The sequence below is a fragment of the Massilia sp. CFBP9012 genome, from assembly GCF_034045115.1.
Classification (GTDB): Bacteria; Pseudomonadota; Gammaproteobacteria; order Burkholderiales; family Burkholderiaceae_D; genus Telluria.
The window spans coordinates 369,789-392,612 of record NZ_JAXCWM010000005.1 but is presented as its reverse complement, the minus strand read 5'-3'; the positions used below and the strand labels follow the sequence as shown (position 1 = coordinate 392,612).

At 65.4% G+C, this 22,824-nt stretch carries 18 protein-coding genes; 5 read left to right on the top strand and 13 right to left on the bottom strand.

The window, feature by feature from the left end:
* Nucleotides 1–168 precede the first annotated feature (168 nt).
* The 8 genes from SOM61_RS10830 to SOM61_RS10795 form a co-directional block, all read right to left on the bottom strand.
* Nucleotides 169–3,102, bottom strand: a complete 2,934-nt coding sequence (locus tag SOM61_RS10830; RefSeq protein WP_320474094.1) for a ribonucleoside-diphosphate reductase subunit alpha — start codon at nt 3,100–3,102, stop codon at nt 169–171.
* Nucleotides 3,103–3,693: 591 nt separating this feature from the next.
* On the bottom strand, nt 3,694–5,139 hold the full coding sequence (locus SOM61_RS10825; protein WP_320474093.1) for a sigma-54-dependent transcriptional regulator: 1,446 nt from the start codon (nt 5,137–5,139) through the stop codon (nt 3,694–3,696).
* A 3-nt stretch (nt 5,140–5,142) separates the two neighbouring features.
* Nucleotides 5,143–6,780: a two-component system sensor histidine kinase NtrB gene (locus tag SOM61_RS10820; protein WP_320474126.1), complete on the bottom strand. Its 1,638-nt coding sequence runs from the start codon at nt 6,778–6,780 to the stop codon at nt 5,143–5,145.
* Nucleotides 6,781–6,799: 19 nt separating this feature from the next.
* A complete protein-coding gene (locus SOM61_RS10815) occupies nt 6,800–7,048 on the bottom strand; it encodes a PP0621 family protein (protein WP_320474092.1) in 249 nt (82 codons plus the stop codon).
* Nucleotides 7,048–7,851: a cytochrome C assembly family protein gene (locus tag SOM61_RS10810; protein WP_320474091.1), complete on the bottom strand. Its 804-nt coding sequence runs from the start codon at nt 7,849–7,851 to the stop codon at nt 7,048–7,050. Before SOM61_RS10810 ends, SOM61_RS10815 begins: the two co-directional genes overlap by 1 nt.
* 103 nt (nt 7,852–7,954) lie before the next feature.
* Nucleotides 7,955–8,752: an ABC transporter ATP-binding protein gene (locus tag SOM61_RS10805; protein ID WP_320474090.1), complete on the bottom strand. Its 798-nt coding sequence runs from the start codon at nt 8,750–8,752 to the stop codon at nt 7,955–7,957.
* A 1-nt stretch (nt 8,753) separates the two neighbouring features.
* Nucleotides 8,754–9,611, bottom strand: a complete 858-nt coding sequence (locus SOM61_RS10800) for an ABC transporter permease (protein ID WP_320474089.1) — start codon at nt 9,609–9,611, stop codon at nt 8,754–8,756.
* A gap of 10 nt (nt 9,612–9,621) precedes the next feature.
* Entirely contained in the window at nt 9,622–10,596 is a 975-nt protein-coding gene (locus tag SOM61_RS10795) for an ABC transporter substrate-binding protein (protein ID WP_320474088.1), read from the bottom strand.
* Between the two features lie 244 nt (nt 10,597–10,840).
* Here SOM61_RS10795 and ffh point away from each other — a divergent pair, with 244 nt between their 5' ends.
* The gene (gene ffh / locus SOM61_RS10790) at nt 10,841–12,208 is read left to right on the top strand and encodes a signal recognition particle protein (protein ID WP_320474087.1); all 1,368 of its coding nucleotides are present in this window, start codon (nt 10,841–10,843) and stop codon (nt 12,206–12,208) included.
* A 232-nt stretch (nt 12,209–12,440) separates the two neighbouring features.
* Nucleotides 12,441–12,821, top strand: a complete 381-nt coding sequence (locus tag SOM61_RS10785) for an SWIB/MDM2 domain-containing protein (RefSeq protein ID WP_109346291.1) — start codon at nt 12,441–12,443, stop codon at nt 12,819–12,821.
* Nucleotides 12,822–12,963: 142 nt separating this feature from the next.
* Here SOM61_RS10785 and SOM61_RS10780 read toward each other — a convergent pair whose 3' ends face one another.
* The 4 genes from SOM61_RS10780 to SOM61_RS10765 all read right to left on the bottom strand — a co-directional run bounded on the left by SOM61_RS10780 (nt 12,964) and on the right by SOM61_RS10765 (nt 18,248).
* A complete protein-coding gene (locus SOM61_RS10780) occupies nt 12,964–14,337 on the bottom strand; it encodes an alkaline phosphatase (RefSeq protein WP_320474086.1) in 1,374 nt (457 codons plus the stop codon).
* Between the two features lie 19 nt (nt 14,338–14,356).
* Nucleotides 14,357–15,808: an alkaline phosphatase gene (locus tag SOM61_RS10775; protein ID WP_320474085.1), complete on the bottom strand. Its 1,452-nt coding sequence runs from the start codon at nt 15,806–15,808 to the stop codon at nt 14,357–14,359.
* 92 nt (nt 15,809–15,900) lie between these two features.
* The gene (locus SOM61_RS10770) at nt 15,901–16,527 is read right to left on the bottom strand and encodes a lytic transglycosylase domain-containing protein (RefSeq protein WP_320474084.1); all 627 of its coding nucleotides are present in this window, start codon (nt 16,525–16,527) and stop codon (nt 15,901–15,903) included.
* Nucleotides 16,527–18,248 carry a proline--tRNA ligase gene (locus SOM61_RS10765; protein ID WP_320474083.1) on the bottom strand — a complete coding sequence of 574 codons (1,722 nt, stop codon included), beginning with the start codon at nt 18,246–18,248 and terminating at the stop codon, nt 16,527–16,529. The genes SOM61_RS10770 and SOM61_RS10765 overlap by 1 nt, the downstream gene beginning before the upstream one ends.
* Nucleotides 18,249–18,454: 206 nt before the next feature.
* On the opposite strand from SOM61_RS10765, the gene SOM61_RS10760 reads away from it, so the two are divergent.
* The 3 genes from SOM61_RS10760 to SOM61_RS10750 all read left to right on the top strand — a co-directional run bounded on the left by SOM61_RS10760 (nt 18,455) and on the right by SOM61_RS10750 (nt 21,194).
* Nucleotides 18,455–19,087, top strand: coding sequence for an RNA pyrophosphohydrolase (locus tag SOM61_RS10760; protein WP_320474082.1), 633 nt, complete (start codon nt 18,455–18,457; stop codon nt 19,085–19,087).
* Between the two features lie 115 nt (nt 19,088–19,202).
* A complete protein-coding gene (locus SOM61_RS10755) occupies nt 19,203–20,708 on the top strand; it encodes an aspartyl protease family protein (protein WP_320474081.1) in 1,506 nt (501 codons plus the stop codon).
* A 57-nt stretch (nt 20,709–20,765) separates the two neighbouring features.
* Nucleotides 20,766–21,194, top strand: a complete 429-nt coding sequence (locus tag SOM61_RS10750; protein ID WP_320474080.1) for a DUF1841 family protein — start codon at nt 20,766–20,768, stop codon at nt 21,192–21,194.
* A gap of 13 nt (nt 21,195–21,207) precedes the next feature.
* Here SOM61_RS10750 and SOM61_RS10745 read toward each other — a convergent pair whose 3' ends face one another.
* The gene (locus tag SOM61_RS10745) at nt 21,208–22,728 is read right to left on the bottom strand and encodes a SulP family inorganic anion transporter (RefSeq protein WP_320474079.1); all 1,521 of its coding nucleotides are present in this window, start codon (nt 22,726–22,728) and stop codon (nt 21,208–21,210) included.
* Nucleotides 22,729–22,824: the final 96 nt, after the last annotated feature.

Below are 22,824 nucleotides of genomic sequence, written 5' to 3'. Positions count from 1 at the left end.
GTGAGGTCACGTGTGTGTTGATGATGTTTGTCGGCCGACGAGGGGGAACCTGTTGGGGTTCGCGTGGTGCTGGCGAACTTGGGTTCCCGCCTGCGCGGGAACGACGGTCTTGAGATTCGTGGTGCGAGCCAGCCCAGCGACTAGGCCGGCTCGCACCTCATTACAGCATTACTGGCAGGCTTCGCATTCCTCGAAACCGTCGTCGCCTGGACGCAGGTAGCAGGCGGCGCCTTCATCCATTTCGGCAGTCGCTGCGGCTGCGGCTGCTGCGGCGACTGGCGCTGCGGCTGCCGGTGCTGCATGACCGCCGGTCAGGCCGCCCGAGACCGACACGGCGTTCAGGGCGCCGGTGCGGGTGGTCGACTTTTCCAGGTGGGTCGCGGCGATGGTGCGCAGGTAGTAGGTGGTCTTCAGGCCACGCAGCCACGCCAGTTTGTACGTTTCATCCAGCTTCTTGCCCGAGGCGCCGGCCATGTAGATGTTCAGCGACTGCGCCTGGTCGATCCACTTCTGGCGGCGCGAGGCGGCTTCCACCAGCCACTTCGGTTCCACTTCGAAGGCGGTTGCGTAGATGTCGCGCAGGTCTTGCGGCACGCGGTCGATCTTCGACAGCGAACCGTCGAAGTACTTCAGGTCGGCGATCATGACTTCGTCCCACAGGTCGCGCGCCTTCAGGTCGCGCACCAGGTACGAATTGATCTCGGTGAATTCGCCCGACAGGTTCGACTTCACGTACAGGTTCTGGAAGGTCGGTTCGATGCATGCCGACACGCCGATGATGTTCGAGATGGTCGCGGTCGGGGCGATCGCCACGCAGTTCGAGTTACGCATGCCGAACTGCTTGATGCGCTCGCGCACCGGAGTCCAGTCCATCGATTCGCTGGTGTCCTGCTCCAGGTAGCCGCCGCGTTCTTCGGCCAGCAGCTTGATCGAGTCCTGCGGCAGGATGCCGCGGTCCCACAGCGAGCCGGTGTAGGTCTCGTAGCGGCCGCGTTCCTCGGCCAGCTCGGTCGAGGCCAGGTAGGCGTAGTAGCAGACCGCTTCCATCGAGGTGTCGGCGAACTGGATCGCTTGCTGCGACGCGAACGGGATGCGCATCATGTGCAGGCAGTCCTGGTGACCCATGACGCCCATGCCCACCGGACGGTGGCGCAGGTTCGAGTTGCGCGCCTTTTCCACCGCGTAGTAGTTGATGTCGATGACGTTGTCCAGCATGCGCATCGCGGTGCGGATGGTCTTTTGCAGCTTGACGTGGTCCAGGCCATCGCCCTTCATGTGCTGCGGCAGGTTCACCGAGCCCAGGTTGCAGACGGCGATTTCGTCGGCGCTGGTGTTCAGGGTGATCTCGGTGCACAGGTTCGACGAGTGCACCACGCCTACGTGCTGCTGCGGCGAACGGATATTGCATGGGTCCTTGAAGGTGATCCATGGGTGGCCGGTCTCGAACAGCATCGACAGCATCTTGCGCCACAGGTCCATGGCTTCGATCTTCTTGAAGACCGCCATTTCGCCGTTGGCCGCTTTGGTTTCATAGGCCAGGTAAGCTTTTTCGAAGGCCTTGCCGGTCAGGTCGTGCAGGTCTGGGGTCTCGGAAGGCGAGAACAGGGTCCAGGCGCCCTTTTCCATCACGCGCTTCATGAACATATCCGGAATCCAGTTCGCGGTGTTCATGTCGTGGGTGCGGCGGCGGTCGTCGCCGGTGTTCTTGCGCAGGTCCAGGAATTCTTCGATATCCAGGTGCCAGGTTTCCAGGTAGGCGCAGACCGCGCCCTTGCGCTTGCCGCCCTGGTTCACCGCCACGGCGGTGTCGTTGACCACTTTCAGGAACGGGACCACGCCCTGCGAACGGCCGTTGGTGCCCTTGATGCGTGAGCCCAGCGCGCGCACTGGCGTCCAGTCGTTGCCCAGGCCGCCGGCGAACTTCGACAGCAGTGCGTTCTCTTTGATGGCGTCGTAGATGCCTTCCAGGTCGTCGCCGACGGTGGTCAGGTAGCACGACGACAGCTGCGAGCGGCGGGTGCCCGAGTTGAACAGGGTCGGGGTCGAGCTCATGAAGTCGAACGACGACAGCAGGTTGTAGAACTCGATGGCGCGCGCTTCGCGGTCGTCTTCGCGCAGGGCCAGGCCCATCGCGACACGCATGTAGAAGGCCTGCGGCATTTCGATGCGCACGTCGCGCACGTGCAGGAAGTAGCGGTCGTACAGGGTCTGCAGGCCGATGTAGCCGAACTGCAGGTCACGGTCGGCGACGATGGCTTTCGCCAGGCGCTCGAGGTCGTACTTGCCCAGCTCTTCGTCCAGCAGCTCGTTGTGGATGCCCTTGGCGATGTATTGCGGGAAGTAGGTCAGGTATTCGGCAGCGGCGCCGGCTTGCGGCACTTCGTGTTCGAAGACTTCCTTGCGGATCGTGTGCAGCAGGATGCGGGCGGTCACCTGGCTGTAGGCAGGGTCTTTTTCCATCAGCGCGCGGGCGGCCAGGATGGCGGACTTGTACAGCTCTTCGACCGGCACGCCGTCGTACAGGTTCTTGAGGGTCTCGGCGACGATCGCGTCGGCGTCGACGTGCTTTTCCAGGCCCGAGCAGGCGGCGTTGACGAGGGCGTGGACGTCGTTGATGTCCAGCAGGCGGCGCTCGCCGCCATCGACCACGTGGATCTGCGGCGCGGCGACCGGGGCGCCGCCAGCGGCTTCCTTGGCGGCGCGGCGCTCGTCCATGCGCTTGGCGCGGTACAGCACGTATTCACGCGCGACGTCGTGTTCGCCCGAACGCATCAGCGACAGCTCGACCTGGTCCTGCACGTCTTCGATGTGGAAGGTGCCGCCGTTCGGCTGGCGGCGCACCAGCGCGGCCACGACGTTACCAGTCATCTGTTCCACCAGTTCGCGGATGCGCGCCGAGACCGCGCCCTGGCCGCCGGCCACGGCCAGGAAGGCCTTGGTCATCGCGACCGAGATCTTGTTCGGCTCGAAGGCGACGACGGCGCCGTTGCGGCGGATGACGCGGTAATCGCCGCGCGCGACGATCTCTGCCGGGGTTTGGCTGGTCGACGCCGATCCTGGGGTGACGTGTTGGTTGATCGAGATGTTCTGTGCTGTTTGCATTGAGCCTCCAGGATGAGCGGTCGGGACCACTACTTGTTTACACGGGGACCGTCTTGCGTCTTGCGCGCCCCGGTCCGTCAACAAAATTGTAGAAAAACGATACCCCGCCAACCGGTGGCCCAGGCTGGCAAACCAGAAAAGCAGGGTACAAATAAAATTAAATAAAGCGTGTCGGCAAGTGACTGATTGACTGTCCGATGAACAAACTTGTGGGCAACTTGTGGACAACCCGCGGACAACTCGCTGCTAGCGACTCCGCTAGTATCTTTCAGTCTGCTACCACTACATCTAGTGCCGAGCTTTGATATCAGACTAATTGTAGTACCTGATTTGCCGTACAGGCAAGCGAATAAATGGCCAAAATTTTTGGTTTTAACGTTCGCGAGCCTTGACATTTAGCGGTCGCCCAACAGAAGGGGACCTCGCCGTGAGCGAGTACTAACATCAGGGAAATTTACGGAAAAGTGACCAGGCGGCCATCCGTTTTCTCACTCGTCAATATAGGGCAGCCCTGCCCTATAGCCGTGCATTGTGCACCAGTTTAATTACCGGAAAGTAACAACAAGTGGGACATCGGCCATCGGCAGGCGATCAGTCCTCGGGAGCGCAGATGTCCAGTTTCTGCATCTGGTAGCGCAGCTGACGTACGCTGATCCCGAGCAGGCTCGCCGCCTGAGTGCGGTTAAACTGGGTCTGCTGCAGCGCCCGCCCGATGATGTCGCGCTCGACCTGTTCGAGATATTCGGGCAGGTTGCTCGGCAATTCGGCGGGGCCGAGGGCGACCAGGGCGGCCATCGGCCCGGGCGGCGGCGCCTGCACCACTTCCACCGGTGGCGGGACCGGCGTCGGCGGCGCGGTGAGCGTCATCGTCTCGCTCCGCCCTGCTTCCACCGGCCGTGCCGCCTTGAGCGACAAGTCCCCGACCTGGATCGCGCCATCGTTGGCAAACGCCAGCGCCCGTTCCAGCACGTTCTCCAGCTCGCGCACATTGCCGGGGAAGGAATACGCCTTCAAGGCCTCCAGCACGTCCGGCCCCAGCGACGCCTGCCCCGGCCCGGCCAAGCGGTTCAGGATGCCATCGGCCAGCAGGGCCAGGTCGTCCATCCGCTCGCGCAGCGGCGGCAGCGCCAGCTCGATCACGTTCAGGCGATAAAACAGGTCTTGCCTGAACTTGCCCGTCTCGACGCAGCGCGCCAGGTCCTGGTGGGTGGCGCTGATGATGCGCACGTCGACCGGTTCCTCGCTCGTGGCGCCGATCTTGCGCACGCGCCGCTCCTGGATCGCGCGCAGCAGCTTGACCTGCATCGCCAGCGGCAGGTCCGCCACCTCGTCCAGCATCAGGGTGCCGCCGTTGGCGGCCTGGAAGAAGCCGTCGCGCTCCTCGGCCGCGCCGGTGAAGGCGCCCTTGCGATAGCCGAAGAACTCGGCCTCCATCAGGGTTTCGGGGATCGCGCCGCAGTTCACCGCCACGAAGGGTTTACTTGCACGCGAACTCTGGGCGTGAATCTCGCGCGCCGCCAGCTCCTTGCCGCTGCCGGATTCTCCGGTGATCGAGATCGGCGCCATCGAGCGCGCCAGGCGCGCGATCTGCGCCCGCAGCGACTGCATCGCCGGCGAATGGCCGATCATGCGCGACGCAACCGCGCCACCGTCAGCCGCCGCGGCGCCTTCCGATAACTTGAGGGCCGAGCGCACCATCACGCGCAGCGCGTCGAGCGCCACCGGCTTGGCGATGTAGTCGAAAGCGCCGGCCTTGAGCGCCACCACCGCGTTCTCGGCGCTGCCGTAGGCGGTGATCACGGCGACCGGGGTCCCCTTGCCCGAGGCGGCGATCTCGCGCACCAGTTCCAGCCCCAGGCCGTCCGGCAGGCGCATATCGGTCAGCACCAGCGCGTAGTCGCGCTCGTCGAACAAGGCCCGCGCCTGGCGCAGGGTGGCGGCGCTGTCGACGTCCAGGCCCATCTTGAGCAGGGTGATCTCGAGCAGCTCGCGCAGGTCGGCTTCGTCGTCGAGCACCAGGATGCGGGGTGCGCTCATGGCTTACTCGAGCGCGAAGGTGATGACAAAGCGGCCGCTGGCCTTGCGCGGCCCCAGCGCGGACGGGTCAAACCGGTATTCATAATCGAGTTTCGCATCGTTGTTCAGGCACAGTTCACGCGCCAGGTAGAGTCCCAGGCCGGTCCCCTTGCTCGACGTAGTATAGAAGGGCTCGAACAGGTGGTCGCGCACTTCAGGCGTGATGCCGGGGCCGTCGTCCTGCACGTGCAGCTCGCGCCGGCCGGCGGCGTCGCGCGCCGGGAAGATGCGGATGCTGGCCGGCTGGCGGCTGGCGTAGCGCACCGCGTTGTTCAGCAGGTTGAGCAAGACCTCGTGCAGGTGCAGCGGATCGAAGCGCACCGCGCTGCCGCCCGGATCGCCTATATAGACTATATCACCGGCCAGGCCGTGGATTTCGCAGAATTCGGCCTTCAGCTCTTCAAGGAAGGGGCCGAGCGCCACCGGCTCGCCGTTCGGCTGGGCCTTGCGCGACAGCTGCAGGATGTCTTCGACCATGCGGTTCACGCGCGTCACGTTGTCGCGCACGATCTTGAGCAGGCGCAGCTCGGCCGGGCCGTGCAGGTCTTCGGCCAGCAGCTCGGTGGCGTGGCCGATCGCCGACAGCGGGTTGCGCACCTCGTGCGCGATGCTGGCGGTCAGGCGGCCCATCGAGGCCAGCTTGAGTTGCTGCGCCTGGTTCTCGATGGCGCTCACGTCCTGCATGAAGATCACGCTGCGGCCGGCCGCCTCGCCGCCGTCGGCCACGCGCGCGAAGCGCAATTTGAGGTGCACCGGCTGGTCGCGCCGCCCGCGAACTTCAGCTTCACCATCGCCGGCGCCGTCGCCTTCGCGATAGGGTTTCAGGGTGACGAATCCCTTGTCGTTGTCGGGCGCGGCCAGCCAGGCGTCGAAGGCCAGCGCCACCGGCTCGAAGGCCGGCACGGCATGCAGCAGGAACCCGGCGTCGGCCTGCAAGCCCAGCATGCGACGCGCCGCCGGATTGCCGGTGAAGACGGCGCCGTCCTCCCCCACCACCAGGATGCCGTCGCCGACGTCGGCGATCACGATCTCGTTGATCGCCTGCTGGATGCGCAGGTCGGCGCCGCGCTGGGACGCCAGTTCTTCCTGCTTGAGCAGGCGCGCCGCCAGCCGGTTGACCATCAGCACGCCGGCGAAGAAGGCGGCGCCGAACAGGCCGGCCTGCATCAGGGGCGGGTCGCGCCCCTCGATCAGCAGCTGCCAGAGGTTCAGGCCGAGCAGGAACAGGGTCGCGACCGCCGCCGAGAACAGCGCCAGCACCAGCGGCGCCAGGATCGCGGCGCCGGCCAGCGGAAACAGATACAGGATGCCCAGGCCGCTGCGCATGCCGCCGGCGGCCAGGTACAGCAGCGAAATCACCAGCAGGTCGACCGCGATCTGCAGCCCGAGCTGGATCAAAAAGCGTCGCTGCCAGCGCGCCGCCAGCGCGAACATCGCCGCCGTCAGCACATAGAAGACGCAGGTTTCGGTGTTGACCGGGTCGGGGCGCAGCGTGCCGCTTTCCAGGTCGACGCCCAGGTACAGCAGCAGCACCAGGGCGATGACGATGCGGGTGACGGTGAAGGTCTGGAGCGAGCGCCACAGGGTGACCCGCGCGCCCATCGACAGCGGCGAATTCACCCTACGGCGGCGGCAGGCGCACGTGGCCCGGCGAGCAGTAATCCAGGCCGTCGGCCTTCACCGACTCGGACGCCGGGAAATACATGCCGCAGTGGGCGCACTGGGCCATGGCCTCGATCTGGGCGCTGGGGGCGGCGGGGCCGCGCGCCGGGTCGGGCGGAACCCCATGCCGCTTGGCCATCGCGCGCAGCTTGCTGCGCACGGCGAAAACGATGAGGACGATGAGGCCAATCCAGAACAAGATACGCATCAGTAGACTCCCCGGTGCAGGACGACTTCGAGCACGAAGCGGCTACCGACGTAGGCCAGCGCCAGGGTGGCGAAGCCTGCCAGCGTGAAGCGCAGCGCGGTCTTGCCGCGCCAGCCCTGCCACCTGCGCCCGGCCAGCAGCGCCGCGAACAGCGCCCACGAGAGCAGCGCGAACACGCTCTTGTGGTCGAGCAGCAGCGGCCGGCCGAACACCTGTTCGGAGAACACGAAGCCCGACAATACCGTCAGGCTGAGCAGGACGAAGCCGATCCAGATCACACGGAACAACAGTTTTTCCATGGTGAGCAAGGCCGGGAGCTGGTCGAGCGCGGAGCCAAACCAGCCGCCGCCGGCGGTGCGGGTATGCAGCCGCGTCTCTTGCAGCGCCATCAGCACGGCGTGGAAAGCGGCGATGGTCAGGGTGCTGTAGGCCAGCACCGCGACCGCGATATGCCAGCCGAAGGCGGCGGTCTTGCCGGCCAGCGGCGTCAGGGTGCCCGGGAACAGCAGCGGCAACAGGGTGGCCGCCGCCGCGAACGGCATCACCAGGCGGCGCAGGCTGTCGAGGGCGAAATTGCGGTTCTCGAACCAGTAGGCGAGCACCGATACCCATAAGGCGCTGGAAATCATGATGGCGAAGCCGACCCGCAGCCGTCCCGGCACCATCACGTCCATGCCGAGCGCGACGCCATGCAGGGCCCAGGCCCCGGCGGTCACGCCCGAGATGACGGCGCCCAGCCGCGACGGCAGCAGGGCGCATACCGCGTACAGGAAGGCAGCGGCAAGGAAGAGGGAATTCTGCATAATAAGAGTCTACACCATCGGCGAACGCCGGTGGGAAGCCCCCGGGTGGAAGACCCCTCCGCCCCGCCGATGGCGCCGTCACATATATATATGTGGAGTACGTTCAATCCACCGCCGCCATCCGCAACTCGTCGTTGTGATGCCGCGCCTGCTCTTCCATCACCATCAGCCCCAGCTCGCGCTTGAGCAGGTTGAATTCCGGCGCCGCCGGGTCGCGCGGGCGCGCGATGTCGACCAGGAGATCGCGCTTGATCGTCCCCGGCCGGTACGTCATCACGACGATGCGGTCGGCCAGGTAGATCGCTTCCTCGATGCTGTGGGTGACGAACAGGATCGTCTTTTTGAGTTCGGCCCACAGGCGCAGGAGTTCGTCCTGCAGGTTGCGCCGGGTGAGCGCGTCGAGCGCGCCGAAGGGTTCGTCCATCAGCAGGATCGGCGAATCGAGCGCCAGCACGCGCGCAATCGCCACCCGCTGGCGCATGCCACCGGACAGGTCCTTCGGATAGCGGGTGCGAAAGTCGGCCAGGGACAGCAGCTTGAGCAGCTCGTCTACCCGGCGGTCGATCTCCGGCCCGCGCATGCGCTTGATCTCGAGGCCGAAGCGGATGTTCTGCTCGACCGTCATCCAGGGAAACAGCGCATATTCCTGGAATACCATGCCGCGCTGCGGCCCCGGCCCGGTGACCGGGCGGCCGTCGACCAGGATCTCCCCGGAAGACGGCGGCGCGAAACCGGCCACCGCATTGAGCAGGGTCGACTTGCCGCAGCCCGAAGGGCCCAGCAGGCAGGTGAACTGCCCGCGCTCGAGCGCCAGGTCGATGTCCCGCAGGGCGACCACTTCATGGTCTTCGGCGCCGAACACTTTATTGACGCCCTCGATACGGATATGGATATCGTTCATCTCAGTGCTCCAGGCCGCGGTGCCAGCGCAGCAGATGGTTGTTCAGGCGATTGACGCCGATGTCGATCAGGAGGCCCAGCACGCCGATGCTGATCATCCCGGCGATGACCTTGTCGGACCAGAAGTACTCGCGCGCCTCCGAGATGCGGAAACCCAGGCCGCTGTTCACGGCGATCATCTCGGCCACGATCACAACGATGAAGGCGGTGCCGATCCCGATCCGCACGCCGGACAGGATGTAGGGCACCGCCGCCGGCAGGATCACGCGCAGGAACATCGTCAGCTTGCCGGCGCCGAGGTTGTGCGCCGCGCGCAGATAGATGCCGTCGACCTGGCGCACGCCGGCGATCGTGTTCATCAGGACCGGAAAGAAAGCCCCGATCGCGATCAGGAACACCGCCGGCGGATTGCCGAGCCCGAACCACAGCATCGCCAACGGGATGTAGGCGATCGGCGGGATCGGCCGCAGCACCTGCACCAGGGGGTTCATCCAGGCGTGCACGCGCTGGCTCGCCCCCATCGCCAGCCCGAGCGGAAGCGCCAGCCCGGCGCCGATGGCGAAGCCCACCACCACCCGGTACAGGCTGGCGATGACGTCCACCGGCAGCTCGCCGGACAACGCCCATGTGAGCCAGCCGCCATCGGTGTACTGCGCAAACGGCTCCAACGGCAGCAGGTAGTCGACCCACTTGCGCCACACGTCCAGCGGCGCCGGCAGCACCTGGCGGTCGACCAGGCCGCTGGCCGCCACCCATTGCCAGAGTGCGATCGCCAGCACCGGCACCACCAGGCCGGTGGCGGCGTCGTTCCATCGGAGCCGCTTTTTGCGAGTAGTCTTGCGTCGTTCGATGCGTTCCATGTCGCCTCCCTTACTGGATGTTCAGGCTTTTCTTGGCCGCGGCCAGCAGGTCGGTACGAACCCAGTCGCTGGCCAGGGGCGGACGCGCCATGCGCCCCACCCCGGTCTGCGCCATGACGTCGGTGGTGACCTGGATGTGCTGGGGCGTGATGTCGTAGGAGTACGGCGAATTGGCCATCGCCGCGCGGAAGTCGGCGGTCGTGATCTGGCCCTTGAACATCGACTGGCGCACATAGTGTTCGGCGATGTCGGGCCGGTCAATGAAGGTGCGCGTGGCCTGGACGAAGCAGCGCATGAACTTCTCGGCCAGCGGCCGGCGCTCGCGGTAGAACTTCTCGGTCATGACCATGGTGCGCACCGGTTCCCCGATCGGCGTCCCGTAGGGTTTCATGACCTCCACCCCGAAGCCCATATTGATCGCCTGCGACGATTGCGGCTCGGATTGCATCATCGCGTCGATGTGCCGGCCCAGCAGCGCCTGGTTCAGCTCGGGATAGGACAGGTACACCAGTTGCACGTCCTTGCGGCCGGTGGTGTCGGCGCTCAGCTTGTTGCGCGCCAACTCGGCCATCAGGAGCACTTCCTGGATGCCGCCGCGGGTGACGCCCACTTTTTTTCCCTTGAGCTGGGACACCGACGAGATCTTCAGCTTGGGCCGCGCCACCAGTCGCGCCCCGCCGCGCGCGAAGCCGGCCACCACCACCACCGGAGCCCCGCCGGCGCGGCCCTGGATCGCGGCCTCGGACGCGGTGGCGCCCACGTCCAGTTCGCCGGCGATGATGGCCTGCATGATGTCCAGCCCCTTGGCGAACATCTTTTCCTCGACCCGGATGCCGCAGCCCGGCGCGATTTCCTTGATATAGGACACCGCGCCGAAATGCGCCAGCTTCAGGTTCCCCAGCCGCACGACGTCCTGGGCCGCGGTGGTACCACCCACGGCCCCGAGCAGCAATGCGATCAATGTCTTGCAGAACAATTGCCTCATAACGTTTCTCCTGACCTCGATTGTTAGGATTAATGCTTGCTGGAAAAGCGAGTAGGCAATACACCATGGCAGCCGTGGGTCGTGTTTGCGTTATGCCAAAAGGCGACGGCGTTGGCGAAAAATGGCCGGGACAGGCCGGGTTCGGCGCGATGGGCTATGCAGGGCAGCGGCGGCGCAAGGTAAAATGACGCGTTGGCGAACCTGCGCCAAGTCCGAATTGCGCTTCTTTCTATATTAGGTAGACATGCTAGATAACCTCACCCAACGCCTTGCCAAGGTCGTCAAGACCATGCGCGGCGAGGCCCGCCTGACCGAGGCGAACACCGCGGAAATGCTGCGCGAAGTGCGCATGGCCCTGCTCGAGGCGGACGTGGCGCTGCCGGCGGTGCGCGAATTCATCGCCAAGGTCAAGGAAAAAGCCCTGGGCGAAGAAGTCGTCGGCTCGCTGTCGCCCGGCCAGGCCCTGGTCGGCGTGGTGCAGAAAGAGCTGGCCGCCCTGATGGGCGCCGACCTCGGCCCCGAAGCCACCCAACTCTCTTTCGCCCAGCAGCCGCCCGCGATCATCCTGATGGCCGGCCTGCAGGGTGTGGGTAAGACCACCACCACCGGTAAGCTGGCCAAATACCTCAAGGAACAAAAGAAAAAGAAAGTCCTGACCGTCTCGGCCGACGTCTACCGTCCCGCCGCGATCGCCCAGCTCGAGGCCGTGTCCAAGCAGGTCGGCGTCGACTTCTTCCCGTCCACCGCCAGCGACAAGCCGGTCGACATCGCCCGCAACGCGCTGGACTGGGCCAAGAAGCACTACCACGACGTCCTGATCATCGACACCGCCGGCCGCCTGGGCATCGACGAGGCGATGATGCAAGAGATCGCCGCCGTGCACAGCGCCGTCAATCCGGTCGAGACCCTGTTCGTGGTCGACGCCATGCTGGGCCAGGATGCGATCAACACCGCCAAGGCCTTCAACGACGCCCTGCCCCTGACCGGCATCGTGCTGACCAAGCTCGATGGCGATTCGCGCGGCGGTGCGGCGCTGTCGGTGCGTCACGTGACCGGCAAGCCGATCAAGTTCGCCGGCGTGTCCGAAAAACTCGATGGCCTGGAGGCCTTCGATCCGGCCCGCATGGCCAACCGCGTGCTGGGCATGGGCGACATCCTGGCGCTGGTCGAAGAAGCGCGCAAGGGCGTCGACGCCGAGGCGGCGGCCGAACTGGCCAACAAGATCAAGGTCGGCGGCCGTTTCGACATGAACGACTTCAAGGCGCAACTGACGCAAATGAAGAAAATGGGCGGCATGGCCGGCCTGATGGATAAACTCCCGGCCCAGTTCCAGCAGGCGGCGGCCGGCGCCAATATGGGCCAGGCCGAAAAATCCGTGCAGCGCATGGTGGGCATCATCGACTCGATGACCCCGCTCGAGCGCGCCAAACCCGAGCTGATCAAGGCCAACCGCAAGCGCCGCATCGCGGCCGGCGCCGGCGTGCAGGTACAGGAAGTGAACCGCATGCTGAACCAGTACGACCAGATGCAGACCATGATGAAAAAGCTCAAAGGCGGCGGCCTGATGAAGATGATGCGCGGGATGAAGGGGATGATGCCTGGTATGCGCTAATCTGCATGTCAATCGGCGAGAACCGCGCAAAGTATCGCTTTGCGCGGTTTTTTTTCGCCGCTTGTCAGCGTTTTTTCGTTCTCATGCGTTGTTGTGTGCGATAACGCCCATTTGGCGGGTTTTATGAGCGAAAAAGTTTTGAAAAAGACTTGCACGTTCTGTAAAACGCTACCAATATAGGCGTGCGATAAATTACGCACTTTTCCACGTGTTCGTTTTAGGAGGCTCGAAGATGGCAACAGCCAAAAAAACCACTGCAGCGCCAGCAAAAAAAGACGCTGCCAAGCCTGCTGCAGCGGCCAAGCCGGCAGCAAAAAAGGCAGCACCAGCAGCGAAGTCGGCCGATAAGCCGGCAGCCGCGCGCAAGCCAAATGCTGCTTTCATGAAAGCCATGACCCCGTCCGCCACGCTGGCTGCCGTCGTTGGCGACAAGCCGCTGCCGCGCACCGAAGTGACCAAGAAGGTCTGGGATTACATCAAGTCGAAAGACCTGCAAGACGCAGCGAATCGCCGCATGATCAATGCCGACGACAAGCTGAAAGCGGTTTTCGGCGGCAAGGCACAAGTCTCGATGTTCGAAATGACCAAACTCATTTCGGATCACCTGAAATAAGCCAACGCGCTATTTCAATAAGCTTCACGCTTAAAAAAAGCCCCGGTTTCAAACCCGGGGCTTTTTTGTTATTCAGCTGTAAATAATAGTGGCAGCAGGTTAATAACCTATCGGATCGATGCGGCGCACCGATCCGGATCCATTACAAACCGGCCGCCGCTTTCATCAGGTGGAACACCTGGGTATTCTCGATCGTTCCCTTGAACGGCGCCGATCCGGCCCCGGTCGCATACAGTTTGACATCGCCGCCGCCATGGGTTTCCGACGACTTGTGCACGCCGGTTTCCTGATGGTAATCGTCGCTCTGCGCCACCACGCTGTCGACATCGGCGCGCACATCCGGGCGGTTCGGGCCGTTGCCGAACACCAGGGTGGTGAAGGTCTTGCCGTCCGCATCCTTCTTCGGCTCGCCCGACGCATAATCGCGCACGATGTCGGTGATCGGATTGCCGCGCTTCGGATAGCCGTTGATCTGCATCGTGTGGTCATGGTCGGCGGTCAGCACGATCAGCGTGTTCTGCAGGCCCGGATCGATGGCGCGCATGCGCTCGATCGCCAGTTGCAGGGCGTCGTCGAAGGCCACCGTCTCTTCCAGCGCATGCTTGGCGCGGGTGTCGTGCAGGGCGTGGTCGATCTTGCCGCCTTCGACCATCAAAAAGAAACCGTTCGGATTCTTCGACAGCAGGTCGATCGCCTTGCCGGTCATCTCGGCCAGGGTCGGCTGTTCCGGACGGCGCTGGTACGAGTAATCGAGGTGGCTGGTGGCGCTGAAGATGCCCACGAACTTGCGGCCCGGCTGGGCCGACATCATGCCGGCGCGGGTGCCGGCCACGTAGTAGCCGGCGCCGGCGAATTCGGCCATCAGGTCGCGCCCGTCGGGGCGGCCCCGTGGATTGGTGGCGGCGTCGCGCGGCGTGAAGTGGTTGCGCCCTCCTCCCATCAGCACGTCCACGCCGTCGCCCAGCGCCGGGTTGTAGCCGGCGCCGCCGGGCACGATCTGCTGCGCGATCGTGTACGCCGCGTCGCGGCTGCAGGTATGCGCGAAGGTCGATGCCGGGGTGGCGTGGGTCAGCTCGGTGGTGGTGATGGCGCCGGTGGCCTTGCCCTGGGCCTTGGCCAGTTCCAGGATCGTCACGGCCGGCGTGCCGTTATTGGCGCCGCACATGTCGACGCCCTCCTTGGTCGGATCGATCGGGCGCGCGCCGGCCTGCGAGATGACGTCGTTGTTCATCTTCACGCCGGTCATATAGGCGCCCATCGACGGTGCGCTGTCGGTGGTCTGGTAGTCGAGCGAATAGGTCTTGATGCGCGCGGTGCGCTCCATCAGGCGCTCGAAGTGCAGCAGGCTGTCCTCGCCGCCGCGATAGATGCGGGCAGCGGTGATCGTGGTCGGGCCCATGCCGTCGCCCAGGAAGAAGATGATGTTCTTCGCCTTTTGCTGGGCGGCGGCCGGAGTCGAAAAGGCGGCGGCGCAGCAGGCGGCCAGCAGCAGCGGAGTAATACGTTTGAAAGTCATGAGGGCTCCTGGTCGCGGCTTACAGGCCGGCGGCGGTCTTGATCAGGTTGAACACGCGGGTGTTGTCGATGGTCCCGCGGAACAGTTCGGCGTTGGCGCCGGTCGCGCCCAGGTAGACGTCGCTGCCGCCATGGGTCTCGGCGCCGGTGCGGGTGCGCACCACCGCTTCCTGGTGATAGTCGTCGCGCGTCACGACTTCGTCGGTCAGGTGCACCGTGCGGTCTCCCGCGTGGCGCTGCTCGCCGGTCCCGAAGCCGATGATGGTGTAAGGCTGGCCCTTGCCATCCAGGCTAGGGGTGCCGTCGGCGTTGCGCACCAGGCCGATCACGCCCGGGTTGGTGGGCGTGGTCTTGCCGGTGCGGGCCGCGTAGCCGTTCAGGATCAGGGTGTGGTCATGGTCGGCGGTGGCGACGATCAGGGTGTTCTTGAGGCCCGGATCGAGCGCCTCCATGCGCTCGATCGCCGCCTGCAGCGCCGCGTTGTAGCTCACCGTTTCTTGCAGGGCGCGCTTGCCCAGGGTCGCGTGCAGGGCGTGGTCGATCAGGCCGCCCTCGACCATCAGGAAGAAGCCGTTCTTGTTCGGCGCCAGCAGGTCGATCGCCTTGGTGGCCATTGCCGGCAGGGCCGGCTGGCGCGCCGGGTCGCGGGTGGCATCGAAGTCCATGTGGTTCGGCGCGAACAGGCCGACTGCCGGCTGGCCCGGTTGCAGGGCCGCGAATTGCGCGGTGTCGTTCACCACGCGGAAGCCTTTCGAGCCCAGTTCGGCCAGCAGGTCGCGGTTATCAAAGCGCTTGCCGCCGCGGTTGAACGGCGTGAAGTTCTGGGCGCCGCCGCCGAACAGCACGTCCAGGCCACGGTCGCCGAGCGCCTTGTTGTAGCCCGCGCCGCCCGGCACCAGGCTGGCGGCGATATCGGTTTCCAGCTTGCGGTGGCAGGCGTGGGCATAGGTCGAGGCCGGGGTGGCGTCGGTGACGCTGGTATTGGTGACCACGCCGACGGCCATGCCGCGGCGCTTGGCCAGTTCGAGCAGGGTGACGGCGGAGGTACCATTCTCGCAGCGGCTCACCAGGTTGTTGCCGTTGGCGTCCTTGCCCGGTGCGACCGAGCGGGTGCCGAAGGACATCGAAACCACGCCGTTATTGTGCTTCACGCCGGTCATGTAGGCGGCCATCGAGGCGGCGCTGTCGGTGACTTGCGCATCGTTCGAGAAGGTCTTCACGAAGGCCGACTCGGGCATCTTGTCGATCGCCAGCTCGCCGTCTTCGCCGGCGGCGAAGATGCGCGCCGCGGTCAGGGTATTGATGCCCATGCCGTCGCCGAGGAAGAAGATGACATTCTTCGCGCGCTGGTCGACGGCATTGGCCACGACGGCGCCTTGCGCGCCGGTGGATTGGGTTGAATCGGGCGGCGTTGTCGCGCAGCCGGCGAGTGCCGCCAGCAGCGCGGCGGAGGCAAGAGTGGTCGGTCGCATGCAGTCCTCTGCTTGGGAAAGCGGAAAGTCTACACTGCTAACGTGACACGTTGGTGAACTGAAATGTTGGGGTTTTGTACAGCATGCCCGGTCTAGATGCCGTGCTTGAATTCCCAGTTCTTCCACGCCGCCAGCACCGCGTTCGGGTACTTGGGCTTGCCCCGGCTGCCGTTGTAGCGGCCCAGCGCCAGGTACAGGTCGCCGCGCTCCATGTCGATATACATGCGCAGGATCGCGCAGCCGTAGCGCAGATTGGTCTGCATATGGAACAGGCGGCGGCGGTCGCCGTCGCCGATCACGCGGGTCCAGAACGGCATCACCTGCATATAGCCGCGCGCGCCGGCGATCGAGATCGCGTACTTGCGATAGGCCGATTCGACCTGGATCAGGCCCAGCACCAGCCCCGGATCGAGACCGGCGCGGGTCGATTCGTACCAGACCGTCTCGAGGAATTCGGTGCGGGTCTGGGCGTCGGGCAGGCGCTTGACGAGCCGGCCCGACATGGCGTCCAACCAGGCCTGGTAGCGCGCCCGAGCCGCCTCGGTGCGGAAAGCCGGCCGCGGCGGGCGCGCGTCGGCGATGGCGTTGGCCAGGGCCAGGCGCACCGAATCCGACAGCGCTTCTTCCTTCTGGTTGCCGGCGAAGGCTTCGCCCCCACCCAGGCCGAAGGCGCATGCGAGCACGGCGCCTCCTAGCCAGGAGGCCAGGCGCATCCGCATCACTTGCCCAGCTTGCCCTTGATGAAGGCGACCATGTCCGCCACGGCCACGGCGCTTGCCGCCTCGTCGCGGCGGCCCTGGTATTCCAGGTTGCCTTCCTTGAGGCCACGCTCGCCGATCACGACGCGGTGCGGCACGCCGATCAGTTCCCAGTCGGCGAACATCGCGCCCGGACGCAGGCCGCGGTCGTCGACGATGACGTCGATGCCGGCTGCCTGCAGCTCGGCGTACAGCTGTTCGGTGGCTTCCTTCACCATCTCGCTGCGGTCCAGGCCCATCGGGCACAGCACCAGCTCGAACGGGGCGATCGAATCAGGCCACACGATGCCCTTGTCGTCGAAGTTCTGCTCGATCGCCGCGCCCAGGATGCGGGTCACGCCGATGCCGTAGCAGCCCATCTGCAGCGGCGCGGGACGGCCACCTTCGTCGAGGAAGGTCGCGCCCATCGCTTCCGAATAGGCGGTGCCGAGCTGGAACACGTGGCCCACTTCGATGCCGCGCTCGATCGCCAGCACGCCCTTGCCGTCCGGCGAAGCGTCGCCCTCGACCACGTTGCGCAGGTCGGCAACGAGCGGTTCTGGCACGTCGCGACCCCAGTTGGCGCCGGTGTAGTGGAAGTCGGCCTCGTTGGCGCCGCACACGAAGTCGGCCATGTTGGCGACCGTGCGGTCGGCCACGACGTTGACCGGCAGCTTGGTGTTGATCGGACCCAGGTAGCCCGGCACGGTGCCGAACACCTCGAGGATTTCGGCCTCGGTCGAGAAGCGGAAGTCCTTCAGGCCGGCGACCTTGGACACCTTGATCTCGTTGAGTTCATGGTCGCCGCGCAGCAGCAGCACCCAGAAGCTCTTCTTGCCTTCTTCGCTCTCGACGGTCAGGGCGATGGTCTTGACGGTCTGCGCCAACGGCAAATTCAAGAGCTCGGCCACGCTTTCGCACTTGGTCTTGCCCGGGGTCGAGGTCTTGGTCAAGGCCTGGGTCGCCGCGCCGCGGGCGCCGGTGGCGACGGCTTCGGCCGCTTCCATATTGGCCGCGTAGTCCGAGTCGGGGCAGTAGACCAGCGCGTCTTCACCGGTGCTGGCGATGACGTGGAATTCATGCGAACCGGTGCCGCCGATGGCGCCGTTGTCGGCCGCCACCGCGCGGAACTTCAGGCCGAAGCGGTTGAAGATCCGGGTATAGGCGTCGAACATGGTCTGGTAGGACTTCTGCATGCCTTCCAGGTCGCGGTCGAAGGAGTAGGCGTCCTTCATCGTGAATTCGCGTCCGCGCATCAGGCCGAAGCGCGGACGGCGCTCGTCGCGGAACTTGGTCTGGATGTGGTAGAAGTTGACCGGCAACTGGCGGTAGGACTTGATTTCGCTGCGCACGACGTCGGTGACCACTTCTTCGGAGGTGGGCTGGATCGCGAAATCGCGGCCGTGACGGTCCTTGACACGCATCAACTCGTCGCCCATCTTGTCCCAGCGGCCCGTTTCTTGCCACAGTTCGGCCGGCTGCACCAGCGGCATCAGGAGTTCGATCGCGCCCGCACGGTTCATTTCTTCACGGACAATCGCTTCGACCTTGCGGATGACGCGCAACCCGACCGGCATATAGGTATAGATGCCGGAACCCAGGCGCTTGATCATCCCGGCGCGCATCATCAGCTTGTGGCTGACGATCTCGGCATCGGAAGGCGCTTCTTTAAGAGTTGAAATAAAAAATCGTGAGGCGCGCATATCAGTGAATTCTTTTTAAAAAGAGAGGGTTATAATCGACCTAATTTTAAAGGATTAGCCGGCTGATGCGTCCAATCTTTCTACAAACAGGGTCCGGAACCAGCAGCATGTGCCGTACAGACGGTGCCGACACCCCACGGGCGTACAGAATTTGTAGGTAAAAACATAAGGGACGATCCGCCGGCAGAAAGTATCGAGGTGCACTTATGCTCGACCGTGAAGGGTTTCGGCCCAACGTCGGCATCATCCTGCTGAACGCTAACAACGAGGTCTGGTGGGGCAAGCGGGTGCGCGAGCACTCATGGCAATTTCCGCAAGGGGGTATCAAGTACGGGGAGACGCCAGAACAGGCAATGTACCGCGAGCTCGAAGAAGAAATCGGCCTGCGCCAGGAGCACGTCAAGATCATGGGGCGAACCCGCGACTGGCTGCGCTACGAGGTGCCCGACCACTTCATCAAGCGCGAGATCCGCGGCCATTACCGCGGCCAGAAGCAGATCTGGTTCCTGTTGCGCATGGTTGCGCGCGACAATGAGGTCAATCTGCGCCTGACCGACCACCCGGAATTCGATGCCTGGCGCTGGCACGATTACTGGGTGCCGCTGGATGTCGTGATCGAGTTCAAACGCGACGTCTACCAGCGCGCCCTGCAGGAACTGTCGCGCTTCGTCACCTGGCCGGCCAGGGGCCAGCACGGCGAGCGGCGCCACAGCGCGCGCTACCTGCGCCAGCCGCATGGCAGGTCGCAAGGGGCCAAGCCGGCTCAGGACATGGTCGCAGCGGCCGGCGGGGCCAGTCCGACGGGGCCGGAATCGCTGGTGCTGGCGCCCAACAAGTAATTGTATTGACGGAAACGGTGGCCCGCGCCGCCGCTTCCGTCGCATTCTCTTCCCGCGCATCATTTCATGCGCAGAGCATTGTCTTGAAAGCAACCCCAGCCGGTAGAATGGGCGCATGACTTTCATCGCCCCACTGCTGCGCGTTTTTCTCGTCCCCCTTCTCTTTCTCCTGCCTCTGCACGCCGCGGCGCAAACCGCATGCCAGTTCCTGCAGGTGGCTCAGGTGCCGCTGCACTATGCCGGCTCGGGCCTGGGACTGACGATGACCGGAGAGATCAATGGCAAGCGCGCCGCCATGCTGCCCGATACCGGCGCCGGGGTCACTTACCTCACGCGCACCGGGGTCGAGCGCCATGGCCTGACCCAGCGGCCCACCGGCCGCTACGTCCAGGGCGTGGCCGGCAAGTCGCGGCTGTACGAGGCCAGGGTGACGGAGTTGGTCGTCGGGCCAGTGCGCGCCCGCGACCTGTACCTGTCGGTGGTCGGCGAAACCTCGTTCACGCCGCCGTTCGACGCCATCGTCGGCTCCGCCTTCCTGCTGCAGGGCGACCTCGAATTCTCGCTGGCCACCAAGGAGCTGCGCTTCTTTCGCCCTCAACGCTGCGCCGGCACCTGGCTAGCCTACTGGGACAAGAACGCGAGCGTGATCCCGTTCCGCCATCACGACGAGCTAACGGCGAACCCGCAGTTCTCGGTCCACATCAACGGCACGCGCCTGACCGCCATGATCGACAGCGGCGCATCGGTCACCACCATCACCAGGCGCGCGGCGCAGCGTGCCGGCATCGACCTCGATGGTCCCCGCGCGCAGCGCGTGGCCAATGCCCACGGCGTCGGCAAGCAGTCGGTGGCTGCCTGGATCGCCAGGGCGGATACCTTCAAGATCGGCGACGCCACCGTTTTCGATCCCGAGTTCGACGTGATCGACAGCCAGCTGAGCGTCGACGTGCTGCTGGGCGTCGACTTCCTGCGCGCGCACCGCGTGCTGTTCGCCATGAGCCAGGGCAAGCTGTACGTGTCCTACCTCGGCGGCCAGCCCTTCGACTCGCGGCGCGAGGTCAGGCCCTGGATGCGCCAGGAGGCCGACGCCGGCAATGCCGACGCCTGGTACACGATGGCGCGCATGGCGAATTCCGAGCGCAGCATACACAAGGACCCGGCAGCCGCGATCGGCTACCTGGAGCGGGCGGCGGCGCTGGGCCACCGCGAGGCGAGCCTGTCGCTGGGCGTACGGATGCTGGTGCAGGGCAGGCCGGAGCAGGCGGCCACGCTGCTGCGTGCGAGCCTGGGCGAGGGGCATACCGGCCGCAATGGCGCCCTGTGGCTCTACCTGGCCCAGCTGCGGGCCGGCGACCCGCAGGCCCGCGCCGAACTGGAAGCGCGTTTCAAGGAACGCAGCGACTGGCCGCGCCCGGTGGTCGATTACTTCCTGGGCAAGATCGGCGGCGAGCAGCTGCTGGCTGCGTCCGATACGCCGGCACGGACCTGCTTTGCGGCCAACCTGGTGCAGCTGCATGAGGAAACACTGGGCAAGCCGGCCAGCGTGGCCCTGCCCAAGGATTGCAAGCCGATGCGCGAACAGTATCAGAGCTCTGGCGCGGGCACGGACGTGGCGCTGTGACGGCAGGCCGGCATCGCGCTACAATGCCGGCTCCCTTCCCTTCCTGCCGCATTCGACATGTTCACTCCGTCCTCGCACGACGTGCGCCGCTTCTTCTGCGAAGCCTATCGCAAGCACCGCAATGGCGAGATCCTGACCCCGATGGACGCGATCGCGGCCGACTGGATCGTCCAGCATCCCGAATACCACGAGCAGTTCGAGGACGTGGAGGCGGCGATCGCGGCCGACTATTCGGTCGAAGGCGGCAAGGCGAATCCCTTCCTGCACCTGTCGATGCACCTGTCGATCGCCGAGCAGATCTCGATCGACCAGCCGCGCGGCATCCGCGCCGCCCATGACGCCCTGGTGACCCGACGCGGCGAGCATGACGCCCACCACGAGATCATGGAATGCCTGGGCGAGATGATCTGGGCCTCGCAACGCAACGGCGTGCCGCCGGATACCGAGGCATATATCGAATGCGTGCGCCGGCGCGCATTCGCCTGACCCGGCGCGAAATTCAACCCAGCTTGTCGTCCGCTACCCGGTAGCGCGGGTCTTCCACCAGGTTCACCTCGACCATGCCGCGCGCCTTGTCCAGCAGCTCGCGGCAGTCCGGGCTCAGGTGGCGCAGGTGCAGGCGCTTGCCCACCAGGCGATAGCGCTCGGCCAGCGCGTCGATCGCCTGGATCGCCGAGTGGTCGACCACCCGCGCATGCAGGAAGTCGATGATGACGTCCTGCGGATCGTCTTTTGGCGCAAACAGCGCCTGGAACGGCGTCACCGAGGCGAAGAACAGCGTGCCTTCCAGCGCATACACCTTCCAGCCCTGCCCGTCGTGCGAGACGGCTGCCCGTACCTGCTTGGCATGCTGCCAGGCGAACACCAGCGCCGACACGATCACGCCGGCGATCACCGCCAGCGCCAGGTCGTAGACCAGGGTGATGCCCGCCACCAGCACGATCACGCACAGGTCGGCGCGCGGCACTTTTCCCACCAGGCGGAACGTGCCCCACTCGAAGGTCTTTTCGCACACGACGAACATCACGCCGACCAGCGCCGCCAGCGGGATCGCCTCGATCCAGCTGGACCCGAACAGGATGAAGGCGAGCAGGAACAGCGCGGCCGCGATGCCCGACAGGCGCCCGGTGGCGCCGCTGTTCACGTTGATCATGCTCTGGCCGATCAGCGCGCAGCCGCCCATGCCGCCGAACAGGCCGGCCGCGACATTGGCGGCGCCCAGCGCCAGCGACTCGCGATTCGGCTGGCCGCGGGTGTCGGTGATCTCGTCGATCAGAGTGAGCGTCAGCAGCGACTCGATCAGGCCGACGCCGGCCAGCACCAGTGAATACGGAAAGACGATGCGCAGCGTCTCGAGGTTCCACGGCACGTCGGGCAGCGCGAAGCCTGGCAGGCCGCCGGCGATCGAACCGAGGTCGCCCACGGTCCTGGTGTCGATGCCGAGCAGCGCGCAGCCGCTGCTTGCCACAAGGATGCCGACCAGGGTGGACGGCACCGCTTTCGTCAGGCGCGGGGTCAGGTAGATCACCGCCATCGTGACGACGATGATGCCGGCCATGACCGCCAGTTCGGGGCCGGCCATCCACTCTACCGCGCCATCCGGGCCCGGCTCCTTGAAGTGGTTGAACTGGGCCAGGAAGATCACCAGCGCCAGGCCGTTGACGAAGCCGAGCATCACCGGATGCGGCACCATGCGAATGAATTTACCCAGGCGCGCGGCGGCGAAAAGCAGTTGCAGCACGCCCATCAGCACCACGGCGGCCAGCAGGTATTGCGCGCCATGCTGGACCACCAGCGCCACCATCACCACCGCCAGCGAACCGGCGGCGGCCGAGATCATGCCGGGCCGGCCGCCGAAGCACGACGTGATGAAGGCGACGATCACCGCCGCATACAGGCCGGTGAGCGGGGACAGGTGGGCAACCAGGGCGAAGGCGATCGCCTCGGGCACCAGGGCCAGCGCGACGGTGAGGCCGGCCAGCAGGTTGATCTTCAGGTAAGCGGGGGTAAGGGACGGCACGGCGGCTCCAGCGGGCGGTAAACAGACACCCCGCCGGCCGGCAGCGCCGGCGGCGGGGATCGCATGTTACCAGTTGCCGCGCAGCCGCGTAACGAC